Annotated in this window: 16 protein-coding genes; 9 read left to right on the top strand and 7 right to left on the bottom strand. The window is 58.1% G+C overall.

The window, feature by feature from the left end:
- Positions 1–122: 122 nt before the first annotated feature.
- On the bottom strand, positions 123–1,481 hold the full coding sequence (locus R1T46_RS02985; RefSeq protein ID WP_286811585.1) for an alanine/glycine:cation symporter family protein: 1,359 nt from the start codon (positions 1,479–1,481) through the stop codon (positions 123–125).
- A gap of 243 nt (positions 1,482–1,724) precedes the next feature.
- Between R1T46_RS02985 and R1T46_RS02980 the strand changes: the two genes are divergently transcribed.
- The 3 genes from R1T46_RS02980 to fghA all read left to right on the top strand — a co-directional run bounded on the left by R1T46_RS02980 (position 1,725) and on the right by fghA (position 4,116).
- Positions 1,725–2,696 (top strand): alpha/beta hydrolase, encoded by a 972-nt coding sequence (locus R1T46_RS02980; protein WP_317307279.1) that lies wholly within the window; start codon positions 1,725–1,727, stop codon positions 2,694–2,696.
- Positions 2,697–2,814: 118 nt separating this feature from the next.
- The gene (locus R1T46_RS02975; RefSeq protein ID WP_317307278.1) at positions 2,815–3,234 is read left to right on the top strand and encodes a CBS domain-containing protein; all 420 of its coding nucleotides are present in this window, start codon (positions 2,815–2,817) and stop codon (positions 3,232–3,234) included.
- A 36-nt stretch (positions 3,235–3,270) separates the two neighbouring features.
- A complete protein-coding gene (gene fghA / locus R1T46_RS02970; protein ID WP_317307277.1) occupies positions 3,271–4,116 on the top strand; it encodes an S-formylglutathione hydrolase in 846 nt (281 codons plus the stop codon).
- An 18-nt stretch (positions 4,117–4,134) separates the two neighbouring features.
- Here fghA and R1T46_RS02965 read toward each other — a convergent pair whose 3' ends face one another.
- Positions 4,135–5,256: an HD-GYP domain-containing protein gene (locus R1T46_RS02965; RefSeq protein ID WP_317307276.1), complete on the bottom strand. Its 1,122-nt coding sequence runs from the start codon at positions 5,254–5,256 to the stop codon at positions 4,135–4,137.
- Positions 5,257–5,496: 240 nt separating this feature from the next.
- Here R1T46_RS02965 and R1T46_RS02960 point away from each other — a divergent pair, with 240 nt between their 5' ends.
- Positions 5,497–6,492 carry a GGDEF domain-containing protein gene (locus tag R1T46_RS02960; RefSeq protein ID WP_317307275.1) on the top strand — a complete coding sequence of 332 codons (996 nt, stop codon included), beginning with the start codon at positions 5,497–5,499 and terminating at the stop codon, positions 6,490–6,492.
- 15 nt (positions 6,493–6,507) lie between these two features.
- On the opposite strand, the gene R1T46_RS02955 is transcribed toward R1T46_RS02960, so the two are convergent.
- On the bottom strand, positions 6,508–7,896 hold the full coding sequence (locus R1T46_RS02955; protein WP_317308253.1) for an MATE family efflux transporter: 1,389 nt from the start codon (positions 7,894–7,896) through the stop codon (positions 6,508–6,510).
- 165 nt (positions 7,897–8,061) lie between these two features.
- On the opposite strand from R1T46_RS02955, the gene R1T46_RS02950 reads away from it, so the two are divergent.
- The 4 genes from R1T46_RS02950 to ltrA all read left to right on the top strand — a co-directional run bounded on the left by R1T46_RS02950 (position 8,062) and on the right by ltrA (position 14,110).
- Positions 8,062–8,928, top strand: coding sequence for an EamA family transporter (locus R1T46_RS02950; protein WP_317307274.1), 867 nt, complete (start codon positions 8,062–8,064; stop codon positions 8,926–8,928).
- Between the two features lie 156 nt (positions 8,929–9,084).
- A complete protein-coding gene (locus R1T46_RS02945; RefSeq protein WP_286811628.1) occupies positions 9,085–10,662 on the top strand; it encodes a PAS domain-containing methyl-accepting chemotaxis protein in 1,578 nt (525 codons plus the stop codon).
- Between the two features lie 153 nt (positions 10,663–10,815).
- Positions 10,816–12,198, top strand: a complete 1,383-nt coding sequence (locus R1T46_RS02940; protein WP_036202075.1) for a sodium-dependent transporter — start codon at positions 10,816–10,818, stop codon at positions 12,196–12,198.
- Positions 12,199–12,718: 520 nt separating this feature from the next.
- On the top strand, positions 12,719–14,110 hold the full coding sequence (gene ltrA / locus R1T46_RS02935) for a group II intron reverse transcriptase/maturase (protein WP_127401912.1): 1,392 nt from the start codon (positions 12,719–12,721) through the stop codon (positions 14,108–14,110).
- A gap of 84 nt (positions 14,111–14,194) precedes the next feature.
- Here ltrA and R1T46_RS02930 read toward each other — a convergent pair whose 3' ends face one another.
- The 4 genes from R1T46_RS02930 to dctP form a co-directional block, all read right to left on the bottom strand.
- Positions 14,195–14,776, bottom strand: a complete 582-nt coding sequence (locus tag R1T46_RS02930) for a hypothetical protein (RefSeq protein WP_075195550.1) — start codon at positions 14,774–14,776, stop codon at positions 14,195–14,197.
- 123 nt (positions 14,777–14,899) lie between these two features.
- Positions 14,900–16,210: a TRAP transporter large permease subunit gene (locus R1T46_RS02925; protein WP_317307273.1), complete on the bottom strand. Its 1,311-nt coding sequence runs from the start codon at positions 16,208–16,210 to the stop codon at positions 14,900–14,902.
- Positions 16,207–16,755, bottom strand: a complete 549-nt coding sequence (locus R1T46_RS02920) for a TRAP transporter small permease subunit (protein ID WP_317307272.1) — start codon at positions 16,753–16,755, stop codon at positions 16,207–16,209. Before R1T46_RS02920 ends, R1T46_RS02925 begins: the two co-directional genes overlap by 4 nt.
- A gap of 81 nt (positions 16,756–16,836) precedes the next feature.
- Positions 16,837–17,886 carry a TRAP transporter substrate-binding protein DctP gene (gene dctP / locus R1T46_RS02915; protein ID WP_317307271.1) on the bottom strand — a complete coding sequence of 350 codons (1,050 nt, stop codon included), beginning with the start codon at positions 17,884–17,886 and terminating at the stop codon, positions 16,837–16,839.
- A 171-nt stretch (positions 17,887–18,057) separates the two neighbouring features.
- On the opposite strand from dctP, the gene R1T46_RS02910 reads away from it, so the two are divergent.
- The gene (locus R1T46_RS02910) at positions 18,058–18,798 is read left to right on the top strand and encodes an enoyl-CoA hydratase/isomerase family protein (RefSeq protein ID WP_317307270.1); all 741 of its coding nucleotides are present in this window, start codon (positions 18,058–18,060) and stop codon (positions 18,796–18,798) included.

Here is an 18,798-nt window from a genome sequence, read left to right as displayed (position 1 = left end):
GATGATACGAAAGCCCGGCCAGACGAAGCGCCGGCATAAGATTCAGTCTATACGATAAACAGTGGAGGCGGATGGGAGAAAACCAAGGGCGTTGATTTGCCTCATCCGACTCCACTTCAGTATCAGCTAACGCCGACTGACCGTTCTTTCTCGAAATGCTCACGGGTGAGCTTGAACACCACGGGGCTCAGCAACAGCAAGGCCACGAGGTTTGGCAGCGCCATCATGGCGTTGAGCGTGTCGGCGATCAGCCAGATCAGGCCAAGGTTGATGGTGGCACCGACGGGGATCGCCAGTATCCAGACCACGCGGTACGGCACGATGGCTTTGACGCCGAACAGGAACTCAATGCAGCGCTCGCCGTAGAATGACCAACCAATAATGGTGGTAAACGCAAACGTCGCAAGGGAGATGGCGACAACGTAGTTGCCAAATCCTGGCAGTCCGGTTTCAAAGGCCAGCGAGGTCAGCGCAGCACCGGTCTCACCTGAGGTCCAGGCGCCAGAACTGATGATGACGAGGCCGGTGATGCTACACACGATAATGGTGTCGATAAACGTGCCCAGCATGGCGACCATGCCCTGATTGATGGGGCTCTTGGTCTGAGCCGCAGCGTGGGCGATCGGGGCGGAACCGAGGCCGGCCTCATTGGAGAAAATGCCGCGGGCCACACCAAAGCGGACGGCGGCCCAGACAGCGGCGCCGGCAAAGCCACCCTCGGCTGCAACCGGGCTGAACGCGTGAGTAAACACCATGGCGATGGCATTCGGAATCTGGTTGGCGTTAATGGCCAATACCATCAAACCGACCAGGACATAGGCGATGGCCATAAACGGCACCAACGCGCTTGCGACCTGTCCGATACGTTTGATACCACCAATCAGTACAAGGCCCACCAGAGCCATCAGCACAAGGCCGGTCACCCAGTGTGGCAGGTTGAAGTTGGTTTCCAGAACATCCGCCACCGAGTTGGCCTGCACCGTGTTACCAATGCCAAACGCGGCCACCGCCGCGAAGATGGCAAACAGCACACCCAGCCAAGCCCACTTTTTGCCCAGGCCGTTGCGAATGTAGTACATCGGGCCACCCGTGTAGGCGCCACGTTCGTCCACTTCCCGGAAGCGTACCGCCAGTACCGCCTCCGAATATTTGGTCGCCATCCCGACAAGGGCGGTCAGCCACATCCAGAACAGGGCTCCTGGCCCGCCCAGGAAAACCGCGGTGGCAACGCCAGCGATATTACCGGTACCGACGGTGGCCGACAGTGCGGTCATCAGGGCCTGAAACGGGGGGATTTCACCCTCTGATTCAGCCCCGGTACGGCCCTTCCACATCAGTTGGAAACCGGCTCGCAGTTTCAATACCGGCATCAGCTTCAGGCCAATGCTCAGAAACAGGCCGACACCAAGAATCATCACCAGCATGGGCGGGCCCCAGACCAGTGCGTTAATGCTGCTAATAAACGACTCAAAGGCTTCCATGGGAATCTCCCTGTGTTTGTGCCTTGGTAATGAGGAGCTTCCGCGACAACAGCAATATGGATCTGAACAATACAGATCCGAGTTTGGCGGGAGCTTATAACTCATTGAGTTTATATACTTATTTTTGTCTGTAAATATTCGCTGCAAAGAATTAGCCGTTCTGACGCGCCGTGGGTCTGCAAAGCTATTGGATTCGGAGGCTCTCGGGTTAAGCTGTGGACTGGTTACCTCAGGAGTCCCTCGATGCCGGAAACCCTAAGCCGCTCTGATTGGAGTTCTGCCGATACGTCGGTCAACGCCATGCCCGAGACCGTTCACGTCCAGGCAGGCGAGCTGTCGTTCTGCGTGGAAACCCGGGGAGATCCCGCCGGGGAGCCAGTGATCTTCGTGATGGGGCTGGGGGCGCAGATGACGCTCTGGCCGGAGGCGTTGCTGGACCAGTACGCCCGTGAAGGCTTCCGGGTCATCCGATTTGATAATCGTGACATCGGCCTGTCATCGCACCTGAAGGATCGTCTGGAGGGGCATCCGGTTGCAGTCATGGCAAGGCACCGGATGGGCCTGCCGATCGCCGCGCCCTATACACTGCACGATATGGCGGGCGATGTGTGTAAGGTGATGGACGCCCTGAGCCTGACCAGTGCCCATCTGGTGGGTGTTTCCATGGGAGGTATGATCAGCCAGTTGGTGGCCGCGAATCACCCCGAACGCGTGCGCTCGGCAACCCTTATCATGACCTCCACCAATAGCCCGAGATTGCCAATGCCGAAATCAAAGCTGATCTGGCGCCTGGCAGGTATCGGAGCGAAAGGGCATGACGAAGCTGCAGTCGTCGCACGTTCCCTGGACTTCTGGAAATCGATTCAGAGCCCAGGCTATCCACCTTGCGAACAGGACGTAAGGGACCGGATCGTAAGAGAGTTCCGGCGCAGCTATCATCCCGCCGGCATTCTCCGCCAGACCCGTGCCATCCTTGCCACTGGCAGCCTGTCATCGGCGACACGGCGCATACGGGTGCCGGTATCCGTGATCCACGGCAAGGCCGACCCGTTGGTGCGGCCGGTGGCTGCGGAGCAGTTGGGGTACCTGTTACCCCATGCCCGCGTTGAGATGATTGACGGCATGGGGCACGATCTTCCGGAACCTCTTTTGTCGCGGTTTGCCGAGATCGGGTTTGAAACCATGGCGCAACAGCCATGGCAGGACAACAGCTGACGGCCCGTGCCGGTAAAAAGAGATCGCCGGTGGAGGGTTTATACTTCCAGTTTTCGCCCTCATTGCCTATGTTTAAAGAGAGACGAATCCAGAAGATGACGGATCAGGGAGTCTGCCAATGCAATCGCTAAAAGTATCCGATGTCATGTGGAACCACATCGAGCCCATTCGTCGTGGAACGCTTTTAACCAAAGTGGTCAAAACACTCCTTCACAATCACGTTACGGGCCTGCCGGTGGTGGATGACCACCGCAAGGTGATCGGGTTTGTTTCCGAACAGGACTGTATCCACGCCTTGCTGGTGAGCAACTACCACCACGAAGGCGACCCGATTGTGGACGACGTTATGTTCCGCGATCCGGTCACTATATCCCCGGAAATGTCTGTCGTGGATCTGGCCCAGAACCTGGGTGCAGGCAAGCCCAAGGTCTACCCGGTGGTTGATCATGACCGTTTGATCGGTATTGTGACCCGTACCGCCATCCTGGCAGAGTTTGCAAAGGCTGGTTACGGCATAGAAGTACCGAAATACGCGTAGTCAGAAGACGGTGAATTTTTCGACTGAGAGGTATCCATGCAACTGCTCTCCACCAACGTCTGTTTCGACGGCGAACACCGGCGCTACCAGCACCACTCGGCAGCCTTGGACTGCGTTATGGAGTTTGCGGTATACCTTCCCCCTGTTGCCGTGGGCAGCAATCCGCAAAAAGTGCCGGTTCTCTATTGGTTGTCGGGGCTGACCTGTACCGACCAGAATTTCATGCAGAAGGCTGGCGCCCAGGAAAAAGCGGCGCAGTTGGGCATCGCCATTGTGTGCCCCGACACCAGCCCCCGTGGTCTGGATCTGCCCGGCGAGCACGACAGTTACGATTTTGGCAGCGGCGCCGGTTTTTATCTGAACGCCACACGCCAACCCTGGGCCCCTCACTATCGAATGTACGATTATGTGGTGAAGGAGTTGCCGCAACTGGTGGAAGGCCACTTGCCGGTGACAGAGGATCGCAGTATCAGTGGTCATTCCATGGGTGGTCATGGGGCGCTGATCGCGGCGCTGAAGAATCCCGGGCAGTACAGATCCGTGTCTGCTTTTGCGCCGATTGCCAACCCCAGCGAGTGCCCCTGGGGTCAAAAAGCCTTCAGCGGTTATCTGGGGGATGACCCGAAAACCTGGGAAGAGTGGGATGCGACGCTGCTGCTTCCCAATGCCAGCGAACGCTTACCGCTGCTGGTGGACCAGGGAACGGCGGATGACTTCCTTGAAAGTCAGCTCAATCCCGAGGCGCTGGTTGATGCGTGTGAGAAGGTGCATCACCACATCAATCTGCGAATGCACAGGGGCTATGATCACAGCTACTTCTTCATCGCCTCGTTCATTGATGATCATCTGGAACATCATGCCCAGGCGTTGGGCTTGAGATAATGCGAGGCGCGTAGAGCGTCAGTGGAAGCCCCAGAGCAGCCCAAAGTCCATGGAAGGCATCACTTCAGGCTGCTCAACGTCGACGATGTTGAAATCCAGCAGACTGCAATCCCGCTCAAAGGTGCCGCTGTAACGATTGCCCCTGGGGCCGATGATGGCTTTGGCGAACGGGCCACGGTGACGGTGCGGGCGCCGGACGATCACCGCCACCTCGTTATTGGTGAGTCTCACCAGAGTCCCCGGCGGATAGTCGGTCAGTAGCGACAGCAGAGCCCTCGGAATGGCAGGGCGGAACTTGCCATCGGCCAGCGAGGCGATAAGTTTGCGAGCTTCGGTAATGTTCATTCGTTTGCGGTAGGCTCGCTTCGTTATCATCGCCACATAACGTTCCGCCAGCGCCAGGATTTCCGCTTCACCCCGTATCTCGGTACCACTCAACCCATGAGGATAGCCTGAACCGTCAGCCTGTTCGTGGTGCTGGGCAATGATTTTGAGTATCAGCGGGCTGGTAATGTTGGCCTCTTTTAGCGCCTGGACGCTGCGTTCCGGATGTTTGCGTATCACCGCGCGTTGCTCGTCAGTCAGTACCCGGTTGGAGGCATTGAGCTTATCGGCCACTGGCACCAGAGCCAGGTTCGCCGTCAGCGCAGAGCTGATCAGTACAGCCGTCCGTTTTTCATCAAGCCCGAATCGGCGTGCGGTAAATTGGCAGAGAATGGCGTAGAACAGGATTTGTTCATGAATGGTGGGCTCGATGGAGTACAGGTGCACCAGTGCCAGGCTGGCCTCTGGCGATTCCTGGCACATCTGGTCAATCATTCGCGACAGGCCAAGTACCCGTTGACGGGCACTGTCATCCTGGTTGGTAATGGCGTTTAGTGTGAGCTCCAGTGTTTGCAGCAACACGGGATAATCCGCAAATGGGTTGCGGACACGGGTATCTTCCTGAATATCCTCGTCGGGGCGCTCAATCACCCGGGGCTGGAACAGGCCACGCTCGAACAGCTGCTCCAGCTGAATATCATTCTGTATGACGTAGCCCTGTCTCAGCAGTACATTGCCATCGGCGTCATAAACCGTCCAGGGCAAGGGCTTTCCGATGGTCAACGCGCCGGGTGCGATACGAAGAAGATTCTGCACTCAATGGCTTCCTGATCCTTGTTATAACATTGCTTAAGTTTACCCTTTAAGCCGATACCAACTCCAGTTGTTGGAAGGCCGGGACTAGGGCGTTTGCTGTGATACTGGAGGCTTCGCCCTCTGATTTGACAAAGTATTTCATTTGCACGTTTGTTAAATTTCGTTGCGTCCGTCTTTCCCGGGTAAATCTTGCGCTATGATAGTTTGCTAACAAGACTCTGGTCGGGATGTGTTGTTACTATGCTCTATCGTCTGAGAACAGATTTCAGGCTGTCCATCATCACGTTGTTGGCTATCAGTGCCATTCTGGGAATAACTCCCTTTGCGGTGATGCGTTTTCTCCAGGGCAACGTGCTGGCTGGGGCGGTCGATCTGGGTATTATGCTGGCGATTACTGCCGGAACGGTTTACGCCTGGATAACAGGCGATACCGCCCGCAGTGGTTTTGCAATGGCCCTGGTGGCTTGTGGAGGGGCGGTTACAGTCGGGGCATTGGTCGGAGAACCGGGGCTGTTTTGGCTATATCCCTGCTTGGTGACGAGCTTTTTCCTGACGGAGCCCCGCTACGCGATTTTTATCAACCTGGCCGCCGTGCTGGCCCTGATGATACATGGCGTGGCCTTCAGCTCCCTTGTCCAGATGTGGACTTTTGCCGCCACGGCCATGGTCGTCAGCTGCTGCGCCTATGTTTTTGCCCACCGGAATGAGAACCAGCGGGAGCGGTTGGAGCATCTGGCCACGATCGATCCCCTTACAGGCGTCAAAAACCGCCGCTCCATGGATCAGGAGTTGGCAATGGCCGTTGCCAGCGCTTCCAGAAACGGTATCTCCTACGCTCTGGTGTTGCTGGATATCGACTACTTCAAGAAGATCAACGACCAGCATGGGCATAACGTGGGTGATGACGTGCTGGTGGAAATGGTGGCGTTGATCAAGCAGAACATCCGCAAATCCGATCAACTGTTCCGCTTTGGCGGTGAAGAGTTTGTATTGCTGATGTCTGGTGTGGACTCAACCGGGTTAAAAGCGGTCATGCACAATCTGCAGCACATCATGCACAAGTTCCTGCGTCATCCCGGGGGGCAGGTTACCGCATCCTTTGGGGTTGCTCTACTCCAGACTGGCGAAAAGCCTGACGACTGGCTGGCACGGGCAGATCAAGCACTATACGAGGCAAAGGACACCGGACGCGACCGTATTGTCTACGCGAACGATCTTATGCCCAGCTACGGTTGACCGCCCCCCTCAAGACTATTCCGGTTTTGGCGAGTACAGGAACAGTCGCAGTCCCAACAGGATGCTGGCTGACGCCAGTCCACAGGTAAGCCCCACCCAAAAACCAGCGGCCCCCATGGCAGGCAGCAACCAGTCGGTAAAGGTCAGCACCCACCCCAGCGGCAATCCAACGCCCCAGAACGAAAACAGCATGATGAGCATGGGAATGCTGGTGTCTTTGTAGCCCCGCAAGGCGCTGATGCAGGTCACCTGAATCACATCGGCAATCTGGAAGAAGGCCGCATACACCAGCAGTGTCACCGTCACGGCCTGAACGTCCTGCTCACCGGTGTAGAGCGCTGCAATTCCTTCTGCGAACACAAACAGCAGCACGGCAAATACCAGCGCCACCGCTGACGCCAGAATCAGCGAACTGCGGGCGATGAGCCGGGCAGTATCCGGCGCTTTTGCACCCACCAGGAAACTCACCCGCAGGGTCAGAGCCATGCCGATGCTCAGCGGCAGCATGAACACCAACGATACCACGTTCAGAGCAATCTGATGCCCCGCCACAATCACTGGCCCCAGTGGAGCCAGGAACAGGGCTATGACCGAGAACATGCTGGCTTCCACAAAGATGGTGAAACCAATGGGAATGCCCAGACGCAGGATATAACGGATGCCCTCTGCGTCCGGTTTGGCCCAGTCCGCCAACAGGTGAAAACGGCGATATACCGCACTGCGGTTCAGGTAGATCAGTAGCGCCAGGGCCGCAACGCCGTTGGAGATGGAGGTAGCCCATCCGCAGCCGATGCCGCCCATGGCCGGGAGGCCGAGTTTGCCGTAAATGAAGATGTAGTTCAGGGGCAGGTTGATCAGGGTTCCCAGCACCGAGAAGGCCATAATCACCCGGGTATGGCCGAGCCCGTCCGTCAGCCCCCTCAGTGCCATGATCATCAACATCGCAGGAATGCCCCAGGCGAAGGCGTTCAGGTAGCCCTGGGTGATACGGGCGGTGTTGGTTTCCAGGTTCAGGGCATCCAGTACCGGGTGCACGTTGGTCAGCAGCAGGATCATGATCACCGAGCCGCCGGCTGCTATGTAGAGCCCCTGCCAGGTAGCCGGCATGATCTTCTCGGTGGTGCGCGCGCCGTTATAACCGGAAATGATCGGCTGCAAGGCCCCCAGGAGGCCCATGAAAAAGAGGAACACCGGCATCCACAGGCTACTGCCAATGCCCACGGCCGCCAGGTCTTCGGCACTGGCGTGGCCTGCCATCACGGTATCAATGACCCCGTTGGCCATCTGCGCTACCTGGGCAATCAGGATCGGTCCGCCCAGGACGGCCAGCGTGCGCCACTCGGTCAGCGTACGCTGGACCAGCGGCTGGCGGACTTCTGGTAATGGCTGGTGGGTTTCGTCCATGGAATCGTGAGCCCGGGCCGGAGAGATAAATTGGAAACTGTCAGGAGCGCTGGATGGTACCCCATTCTCCACTCCGGATGTCATAGGGTGTTTCCGTGGCACTGTGTACAACCCAGTGCAGTAGCGGGTAAAGTGCCGCCTTCCAATGTTTCAGGTGCGGGTAATATGGGTCTTCTGATTTTCGTAACAGTCCTGTGGGCGTTTTCGTTCAGCCTGATTGGCGAATTTCTGGCCGGGCGTGTGGACAGTGATTTCGCAGTATTGACCCGTGTGGTGCTTGCCGCCCTGGTGTTTCTGCCGCTGACCCGCTGGCGTGGAGTTCCCGGCGGATTGAAACTGGGCGTGCTGGTCACTGGTATGCTGCAGTTCGGCGTGACCTACTTGTGCCTGTATCGCTCGTTCAGCTACCTGACAGTGCCGGAAGTTCTGCTGTTTACCATTTTCACGCCACTGTATGTCACCCTGATCGATGACGCCCTGTACCGGCGCTTCTCGCCGATTGCTCTGGTTGCCGCGGCCGTGGCAACGCTGGGTGCGGGGATTATCCGTTACGACGGCCTGAGCCAGGGCTTTATCACTGGCTTCCTGCTGTTGCAGGTGGCGAACTTCACCTTTGCGGCGGGCCAGGTCGGCTACAAGCACACCATGATGCGCTTCCCAACGGAACTGCCAGCCTACCGTACGTTTGGTTATTTCTTTTTCGGGGCATTGATCATTGCCCTGCCATCCTTCCTGATCTTTGGCGATGCCAGTCGTCTGCCCACTACCTCGTTGCAGTGGGGCATTCTCGCCTGGTTGGGCCTGGCAGCGTCCGGTATCGGGCTGTTCCTGTGGAACCGGGGGGCATGCCATGTGGATGCCGGCACTCTGGCGATCATGAACAACGTGTTGGTGCCCGCCGGGTTGCTGGTCAATCTGGTGATCTGGAACCGGGATGCCGACCTGTTGCGACTGGCCATAGGCGGCGGTGTTATCGCCCTGTCGCTGTGGTTGAATGCGCGCTTTCATCCGCGGGCAAGGCTGGCGGTGTAACGGTATTTCGCGTCGTCTGTAAAGGAGCGTCTCGGTTCGCTCTGATATCCGCTGGATATCGTATATTCCCCACTTTTTGCTGACGGCGTCTACGCTTAGAGTTGCCATAATTGCCAAACCAAATGTGGAATGGCCATGTCAGGGAGACAGCCCGTAATGAGAAAAAACCTTCCGGTTACCCAGCGTGAAGTCAGAATGTCCGCAAGCGGTCGGCTGATTACCACCACCGATTCAAGAGGCGTCATTACCTACTGCAACGACGAATTCGTCGACATTAGCGGTTTCTCTCGAGAGGAGTTGGTCGGCCAGCCCCACAACGTGATCCGTCACCCGGATATGCCTTCAGCCGTATTTCAGGGCATGTGGGAGTACCTCAAGGCCGGAAAACCCTGGATGGGCGTGGTCAAGAACCGCACCAAGAGCGGTGACCACTACTGGGTGAGCGCTTACGTGACCCCGATTCTTGAAAACGGAAAAATGATTGGCTTCGAGTCGGTACGAGTCTCGCCAACCCGTGAGCAAGTGGCGCGGGCTGAGAAACTCTACCCTAAGCTATCCTCCGGCAAGTCGGCAGTCAGTGTCCAGGGCCAGCTTGTCTCTGCCATGCGATCAGGATGGCCCTTTGCCCTTTCGCTGGCCCTGAGCCTGGTGGCGTTAACTGCCATAGGTAATACCGGGATGGCCATCGGCCTGATTGTGGTCGCTCATGTGCTGGCTGCAGGGTTGACGCTTCGCTCCATCACCGCTCGCTTACAGGGCCTGCTTGATCTGCGTCCCGATGCCTTCCGCGATGGTGTTGTGGCACGGACCTACAGCGATGAAAACGGCTTGTTTTCGCAAATGGCGATGCTGATCATGAGCGAGAAAGCGAGGATTCGTACTGCTCTGGCCCGTATTGATGACCAGGCGGAGCTTCTATACGAGCATGCCAGGGCGAGCCACCGCTACATCAGCGAGGGCGCCGAGTCGATTGCCAAACAGCGGGCCGAGACCGACCAGACCGCATCGGCTATAAACGAAATGACGGTGTCGATCCAGGAAGTGACCGAAACCGTGAATGGCAACGCCAAAGTGGCGGAAGAAGCCAACCGGATGGCGGCCACCGGCAGCAAGCGCAGCGGTGAGGCCTTGACGGCCATCGAACAGCTGGTGACCCGGGTGAACGGCATTGGTACGGCCATCCAGAAACTGGGTGCCTCAACGGAAAGCATTGGTGAGGCCGCCAGCCTGATCTCAGACATCGCTGAACAAACCAACTTGCTGGCACTGAATGCGGCCATCGAAGCCGCCCGTGCTGGCGAGCAGGGTCGAGGGTTCGCCGTGGTGGCGGACGAGGTCCGGTCTCTGGCCCGCCGCACCCGGGATTCCACAGTCCGTATACAGCAGGTCATCGATGATTTCCGTAGCCAGGTAGAGCAAGCCGTACAGGCCACCCGTGAAGGGGAGCAAGATGCGGGCAAGGGCCTGGAGAAGGTGCGGGAGGCAGAAACGTCCTTGCAGGAAATCGTGTCTTCGATCCATGATATTTCCGACAGCTTCATCAGCATGTCGGCGGCCTTTGAGGAGCAGAGCCAGGTATCCGAGGAGATCAACCATCAGGTGGTCAATATTGCCGAACTGGCCGATCACAGTACCCAGCAGGCGGATTCCGCCAAGGACAGCAGTAACAGTCTGAGCCAGATGTCCCGCGGGCTGAAAGATCTGGTCTCCCGGTTCGTGAGTAAAAACGGCTAGTTATCGGCCGGCCCCGGAGATGTTTACATCCCGGTGCCGGCCCTGGCTGGCATCCTGCGCATACTGCTGGCAAAATCCCGCCCCATCTGCTGAAGCAGGCCTTCGGCATACCTCTTCTAATCGATTCATCAGCCAAAAGCACAGGATGAAACAATGACTGGTTCCAAATCTACCCCGGCCCATCGTGGGCTATGGTCCTCCCGGATGGCCTTTATCCTGGCCGCGACCGGTTCGGCCGTCGGGCTGGGCAATATCTGGAAATTTCCCTATGTCACCGGCGAAAATGGTGGTGGCGCTTTCGTACTGGTATACCTGCTGTGTATCGCCATCGTCGGTATCCCCATCATGATGGCGGAGGTTTATATCGGCCGTAGTGGCCGACATAATCCGATCACCAGTTTCCGCCTGGTGGCCGAGCGCAACCTGGCGTCACCGGTATGGCGGATCTCTGCCATTGTGGGTGTGCTGGCAGCGTTCATTATCCTGTCGTTCTATTCTGTCATCGGGGGCTGGGCGGCGTCCTACGTTGGTCACGCGGCCATGGGCGATTTTACCGGCCAGAGCGCGGACGCCATCGGTGAGCTGTTCGGCGGCCTGCTGGCCAGCCCGGTTACACTGTTGATCTGGCACACCATCTTTATGGCATTGGTGATTTTCGTGGTGGCCCGTGGCCTCAAATCCGGCCTGGAGCGAGCCGTCACCATCCTGATGCCCGCCCTGTTCGTGTTGCTGCTGGTTGCGGTGGGCTATGCCACTACCACCGGCCACTTCGGTGCTGCTGTCGCCTTCCTGTTTACACCTGATTTTGGCGCCCTGACCATGGATGGCGTACTGGTGGCGTTGGGCCATGCGTTTTTCACCCTTAGCCTGGGTATGGCCATCATGATGGCCTACGGTTCCTATCTGGGAGACGATGTGTCGGTCGGGCGGACTGCAGTGACCGTGTCCATCATGGATACCGTGGTGGCGCTGATGGCCGGCCTGGCGATTTTCCCGGTGGTCTTTGCCAATGGCCTGGAAGCCGGTGCGGGCCCCGGCCTGATTTTCCAGACCCTGCCATTGGCCTTCGGCCAGATGCCGATGGGCAGCATATTTGGTGCCCTGTTCTTTGTGCTGCTGTTGTTCGCGGCCTGGACCTCCGCTATTTCACTGCTGGAGCCAGTGGTTGAATGGCTGGAAGACAAACTGATCGTTGGCCGTGTGGGAAGCACGGTGGTGGTGGGGGTTGCCTGCTGGCTGCTGGGTATTGCGTCCATCCTGTCCCTGAACGAGTGGTCTGGTTTCGCGCCCCTGGGCATGTTCGAGCGTTTCGAGGGCAACACCATCTTCGATCTGCTCGACTTCTTTACCGCCAACGTGATGCTGCCGCTGTCCGGCCTGCTGACGGCCCTGTTTGTCGGCTGGTGCGTGGCGAAAGAGTCGTTGCAGAGCAATTTGGCCCTTTCCGGAGGCAGCTTTGCGCTCTGGTACAACCTGGTTCGCTTCGTAACACCGGTGGCGGTTGCGATCGTGTTTGTCTACAACCTGATGTCGTAAAGGCCGTCAGGGGATTGAAAGAAACCCGGCCCACACGCGGCCGGGTTTTTTTGTTGTGCGCCAGGCATGGCGCGTAGCGCCTTGACGGGCGCTGTTCCGGTACAGGTGGTGCTGGCCGGATGACTTGGGGGTGCAAGTCCCCTGTGGACCCGGCAAGGGGAACCACTAGCCGGACGGCAAGGGTGTCCATCGTGAGATGGAATCTGAAGGAAGCCGCAGGCAAAGCACTGGCCTGACGAACAGAAATCGCATATGAGGCGGTCACACCGGGTAAGGCGTCAACTATCGTCAAAGCCCTGTACTTGCACGGAAGGTGTGGACGTAAATGCGGCGGGCATAAGTGTGAAGGTCACGCGTCTTACCCTGGGAAGTCTGGTTCTCTGCCGCTGTGCTACTCACTTCGCGAGAGGTGGGGATGGGGAGCCAGAACTCAGCCGAGGCCATAGTAGGTGCGTCACCGCGTACGGAAGGGCCGAACATGGTTGGCCGTTAGTAGGCGATGAGTTCTCGTAGTGTGCTTATGAAGACAGAAGCGACCCGGATGGGGCAGGGCATTCAGGAAGGCGCTGGACGGTATCCGGCAGAGACTGAAGTCCGTGTCGAGGCAGACGCGGGGGCTCACTCGTGGACGAACGCGGAGCCGAACACGCTGATGGAACAGGTGCTTGAGCGCCCGAACCTGATGCGTGCGTATCAGCGGGTGGTATCCAATAAGGGTGCCGCCGGTGTCGATCAGATGCCGGTGATGGCCCTGAAGGGCCACCTGCAACAGCATTGGCCAACGCTGCGCGAGCGGCTGTTGGCCGGAGACTACCATCCTCAACCGGTCCGCCGGGTCAGTATCCCCAAGCCGCAAGGCGGGGAGCGGACACTGGGTATCCCAACGGTGCAGGACCGCCTGATCCAACAAGCCCTTCACCAGGTGCTGAGCCCGACGCTGGAACCGACCTTCTCGGATCACAGCTATGGGTTCCGCCCCGGTCGAAGTGCCCACCAGGCGGTCAAGGCGATGCAGCAACACATCAACGACGGCCACCGCTGGGTGGTCGATCTGGATCTGGCCCAGTTCTTTGACCGGGTCAACCACGATGTGCTGATGAGCCTGCTGGCTTGTCGCATAGCCGACCGGCGGATACTCACCCTGATCCGGCGTTACCTGCAAGCCGGCATGCTCGAAGGAGGACTGGTCAGCCCGAGACGGGAAGGCACGCCGCAAGGCGGCCCCCTGTCGCCCTTGCTCTCTAACGTGCTCCTGACCGAACTGGATCGGGAGCTGGAGCGGCGGGGACACCGGTTCTGCCGCTATGCGGACGACTGCAACATTTACGTCAGCAGCAAAAGATCCGGCGAACGGGTGATGGCCAGTATTACCCACTTCCTGGAAACGCGCTTGCGCCTGAAGGTGAATACGGTGAAAAGCGCCGTGGACCGCCCCTGGCGTCGGAGCTTTCTGGGTTACAGCGTGAGCTGGCATAAACGTCAGGTCCGGTTGAGAGTCGCGCCCAAAAGCCTGAAGGCCTTCATGGCCAAGCTTCGCCCCCTGCTGAAACGGTCACGGGGACAGTCGTTGACGACCACCATCCGGAACCTGAACCCGGTGCTGAGAGGCTGGGCAAATTACTATCGCCTGACCGCCTCGAAGCGTTCGGTCGAAGCCCTGGATGGCTGGATAAGACGGCGGCTTCGCCTGATCCTGTGGCAGCAGTGGAAGCGGACCCGCACGCGGGCCCGCAACCTGGTACGGCTAGGCTTGACTGAGATAAGGGCTTGGAGGAGCGCGACCAATGGTCGTGGACCCTGGTGGAACAGTGGCGCGACTCATATGAACGCGGCCCTGCCTAAGAGGGTATTCGACCGTCTGTCTCTGGTAAGCTTGCTGGATACGATGACTCGGCTTCAGAGCCGACCATGAACCGCCGTGGTACGGAACCGTATGCCCGGTGGTGTGAGAGGACGGGGGAGGTAACTCCCCCTCCTACTCGATTCGGGGCGCTGCTTAACGGTCTGAATCGGTTGCGGCGCGCAGTGCGTCCAGGTGCGGTCGCAGGGCACGCTTGTCGGCTTCCGGTGCGTTGCTTGCCGTTTCCATGGCAGACATGGCGCCACCCATCATGTCCCGCATCTGCTGTTTTTGGGCTTCGCTCATGTGTGGATTGTTGTTGATCTCTTCCATGGCTTTGGCCATTTCCTGATTCATGGTGTTGGACTGCTCGCCCATTTCCAGGGCGCTCCAGGCCTGGAAGATGCGGTCACCGGTTTTCGCCCACGACTCGGGATTGGCGAATCCGTGTTGCTCCACCACGTCTTCCAACCGGTTGTATAGGTCATGGCCCTTCATGCGCTCGATGGACGATGAGAATATTCGCGACATGTCTGGCATCTCGCCACCGCGCTCACCTTTCTCGGCCGGGAAATCCTCCGTCATCTCATCGAATTCACTCTCCATCCCCTGAAGGGTTTCCAGACTGCTGATGAATGAGCGGATGGTCTGGTCGGTCAGGGTCTCAGCCTGGGCCGCGAAGGGGGCAAGCAAGAGCAGGAGAAGCAGGGGCACTAAGGCAGGGCTGAATCGGTTCATGAGAACGTCTCCTTGTGATTGGGAATCCCGGTTCCATTGATCGGGATTCCCTAAAGGTAGTCCTCTGTTAAACCGCCTGCAACAACCCACACAGGGTTATGATCCGCCATGATCAGGCTCGGCTCAGAACAGCAGATCCGGCAGATAGGTGGCAATTTGCGGGAAGATCATGATCAACCCCAGCCCCACAATTTCAACAATCACAAAGGGAATGATTGATGAGTAGATATCCTTCATGGTGATGCTCGGTGGCACGACCCCTTTCAGATAGAACAGATTGAAACCGAAAGGTGGCGTCATGTAGCCGATTTCCATATTGATCACGAACAGGATGCCGAACCATATCGGGTCAAATCCCAGGGACTCAACGATGGGCATGAATACCGGCAGGGTGATCAACATGATGCCGACCGGGTCCAGCACCATGGCCAGCAGGAACACGATCACCATCATGGCGACGATGATGCCCCAGGGGCCGCCGGGAATCATATTCATCAGCCCCTCGATCAGATCCTGGGCCCCCATGCTCTGATAGGCAGCACTGAAGGCGTGGGCTGCGAACAGGATCCACATGATCATACCGGTGAGCTTGAAGGTGCGGATCGCCGCTTCCTGCAGGATGCTCCACTTGAACTGACGGTACACCGCAGCGGATATCAGGGCGCCGAGCACGCCCATGGCGGCGGCTTCGGTTGGCGTGGTAATGCCGCCAATGATGGAGCCCAGAACCATGATCACAACACCGATGGGCAGCAGTACCGCCCGCAGGGCGCGCAACTTCTCCGGCCAGGTGCCACGCTCTTCCTGGGGCAGCGCGGGGGCCAGTTCGGGCTGCAGGTGGCAGCGCACCAGGATGTAGATGGCGGTCAGTACCATCAGCAGAATACCGGGCATGATGCCGGCAGCGAACATTTTGCCTACCGACACACCGGTAATCAGGGCATAGAGGATCATTAGAATGCTGGGAGGAATCAGTATGCCCCAGCCCCCGCCAGTGTTGATCACACCCAGGGCCATCTTCTTGTCGTAGCCCCGCTCAAGCATCGACGGCAGTGCGATGGTGCCCATGGCGACGACCGCTGCGCCACTGATGCCAACCATAGCTGCAAAAACGGCGCAAATACCAAGGGTGCCAATGGCGAGGCCACCCCTCAGGCCACCGCACCAAAGATGCATCATGCGGTACAAGTCTTTGGCAACCCCGGTTCGCTCCAGAATCATCGCCATGAAGACGAACAGGGGGATCGCCACCAGGGTAAAGCTTTCCATGGTGCCCCAGATCTGCGAGGACACCATATAGAAGGAGTCGAATCCCCAGGTGAAGTAGAGGAAGACAACGGATACGCCGCCCAGCACAAAAGCCAGTGGCAGGCCGAGAAGCAGGAAAAACAGCAGGGAGCCGAAGAACAGCAACGTGAGGATTTCAATGCTCACAATGGCTCTCCTTTAGCGTCGTCCTGGGATTCGGGGGTGTAGTAACTGAGGTTGAAGGCCACTGCGATATCTTCCAGTAACTTGACGATGCCTTGCAGAACCAATAGGCCTGTACCCAGCGGAATGGCGGCTTTCACCGGCCAGATAGGCGGGTTCCAGGCGGAATAGGACGTTTCCCAGCTGGCAATGGACTCGCTAGCCATGTCGTAGCCGAAGTACAGCAGGGCCAGGGTGAATATAAAGAATATTGTTGAAGTCAGAATGTCGAGCACGGCCCGACCGCGGGGCGGAAGGTGTGAGTGCAGCAGATCAACGTTCACATGGCCACGGTGAGCCATGATGTAACCCCCGGACATGACAGCGTAGATGCCAAACAGCATCTGGGTCAGTTCGTTGGTCCATACCGTGGGCGAGTTGAACAGATAGCGAAACGCCACCTCCATGATCAGGAATGCGAACATGGCAAAAACGATCAGCGCTATCCCGCGCCCGATGACATCATTGAGACGGGTAACCCCTCTCATGAATGCGCTCAACACACCCATTGGTATTCTCCGGGAAACGGTTCGTTCAAAAGCAAAGCCGGGCCTGAAAAGCGGGCCCGGCCGGTTTCAGGTGTCAGGCGTTTACAGATAGCCCAGCTCTGACAGATAGTCTTTCAGCATGTCCAGCGCCTTCTGGGCGTTGTCGCTGCGCTTGCCTTCCTCATCCCACAACGTCTGTGCGGTCTGGGTCAGACGGTTCTGAACGTCCTCCGGCAAGGTGTTGACCTGAACATTGTGTTCGCTGATGGCCTTGGCCAGCGTGATGCGTTCCTTGTACTGATACTCATTGGTACGGAACCAGAATTGCTCCTCAAGGGCCTGCTTGACGATGTTCTGCATATCCTCGGGCAGCTTGTTCAACGCTTTCTGGCTGACAATGATGACGTCGGTGCCGGCAATGTTCAGTGCTGGCTGTACGTGGTATTTGGCCACTTCATACAGGCCCATGCTGAATGCGCCCTGGGAGGCCCCCCAATGGGCACCGTCAACAATGCCGGAGTCCAGGGCGGAGTAAAGTTCACTGCCCGGGATGTAGGATGCGGCGGCACCAGCGTCGGTCAGAAAGCTCTGTAGCGCACCGGAGGAGCGGATTTTCAGCTTGGTGAAGTCATCCCAGCTGTTAATGGGTTGCTTGACCACCATCTCGGTGGGGTAGACCTTGTCAGTCGCCCAATAGACATTGTGCTTGGCAGCTTCATCGCGAAGCATCTGTTCGAAACCGAGGCCCTGGTGGAAATAGGCGGCTTCCCAGACATTGCGGAAGGCAAACGGCAGGCCCGAGGCAATGCCCGCGAGGGTGATCTTGTCCTGGGCATAAGCCGGAGAGATGGTGCCCATTTCCAGGATGCCCCGGCTGACAGCGTTGAAGATTTCCTTGGCTTTAAACAGCGAGCCTGCTTCGTAAAGTTCCAGCTCCAGACGGCCATCGGTGCGCTCTTCAAGAATGGTCTTGAGTCGAACCAGGCTGTCTTCATAGGAACTGCTGGAGCCAGGCCAATGGGATTGGACCTTCCAGGTAAAGCTTTCTTCAGCGGCAGCTGCCGGAGCGCTGGCCAGTGCGGCGGTCAGGCCCAGGGTCAGGGCAGAACCGTATGTGATCAGGGTTTTTCTGGCGGTGGTTAGTATCTTCATTGCTGGACCTCGATCGTTATTGTGTTGGACGTCCTGTTCGTGATTTCACTGTGCGGAACTGGTGACTGCAGAATGAATCCGTGTATCCGAATCTATCATACACTTTGCTTTTTGCAATAGGATGGTGGCCGATATTCCATTACCAAAGTTTAGTCCATGGAGGCATTCATCGTGATCATCACCCAAAACCAGCCAGGTGTGGCCCATCTGGTGATCAGCAGGACGGACAAGAAAAATGCATTGACTCGCGATATGTACCGGGCGCTGTCCGAAGGCGTGAGCAAAGCAGCGGCAGATGCCAGCGTGCATGCCATCGTGCTCAGCGGTGACGGTGGTGTGTTTACCGCCGGCAATGATCTCGATGATTTCCGCGCCCGCGCCACGGATGAAAATCCCAAGCCCTCTGCGGCTCTGGCCTTCATCGAAGCCCTGATGGATTGCGATACGCCCATCATTGCTGCGGTGGAAGGACTTGCCATCGGGATCGGCACTACCCTGTTGTTGCATTGTGACTCCGTCATCGCTGGCCGCTCCGCGCGTTTCAAAACCGCCTTTGTGGATCTGGGGCTGGTGCCGGAGGCGGCTTCTACCGTGACCATGCCGTTGCATCTGGGTTCCCGGCGTACCGCGGATCTGCTGCTGATGGGTGACACCCTTGACGGCGAGGAAGCCAGGGAATGTGGACTGGTCAGTCATGTGGTTGATGATGGGCTGGCAGTGGATGAGGCATTGGCACAGGCTGGCGCCCTCGCGGCTAAACCCCGGGAAGCCCTGCGGGCCACCAAGCGCCTCATCAAGGCGCCCTGGCGGGAAGCGGTGAGCGAGGCCCTTGAAAGGGAGCGCGCCGTGTTTTCCGACAGACTACGGTCTGAGGACTGCCGGGCGGCCCTTGCGCGAATGGGTAAGGGCTAG

Source organism: Marinobacter salarius (assembly GCF_032922745.1).
Classification (GTDB): domain Bacteria; phylum Pseudomonadota; class Gammaproteobacteria; order Pseudomonadales; family Oleiphilaceae; genus Marinobacter.
Note: the sequence above shows the minus strand (reverse complement) of the source record. Positions and strands in the feature narration are given on the sequence as shown.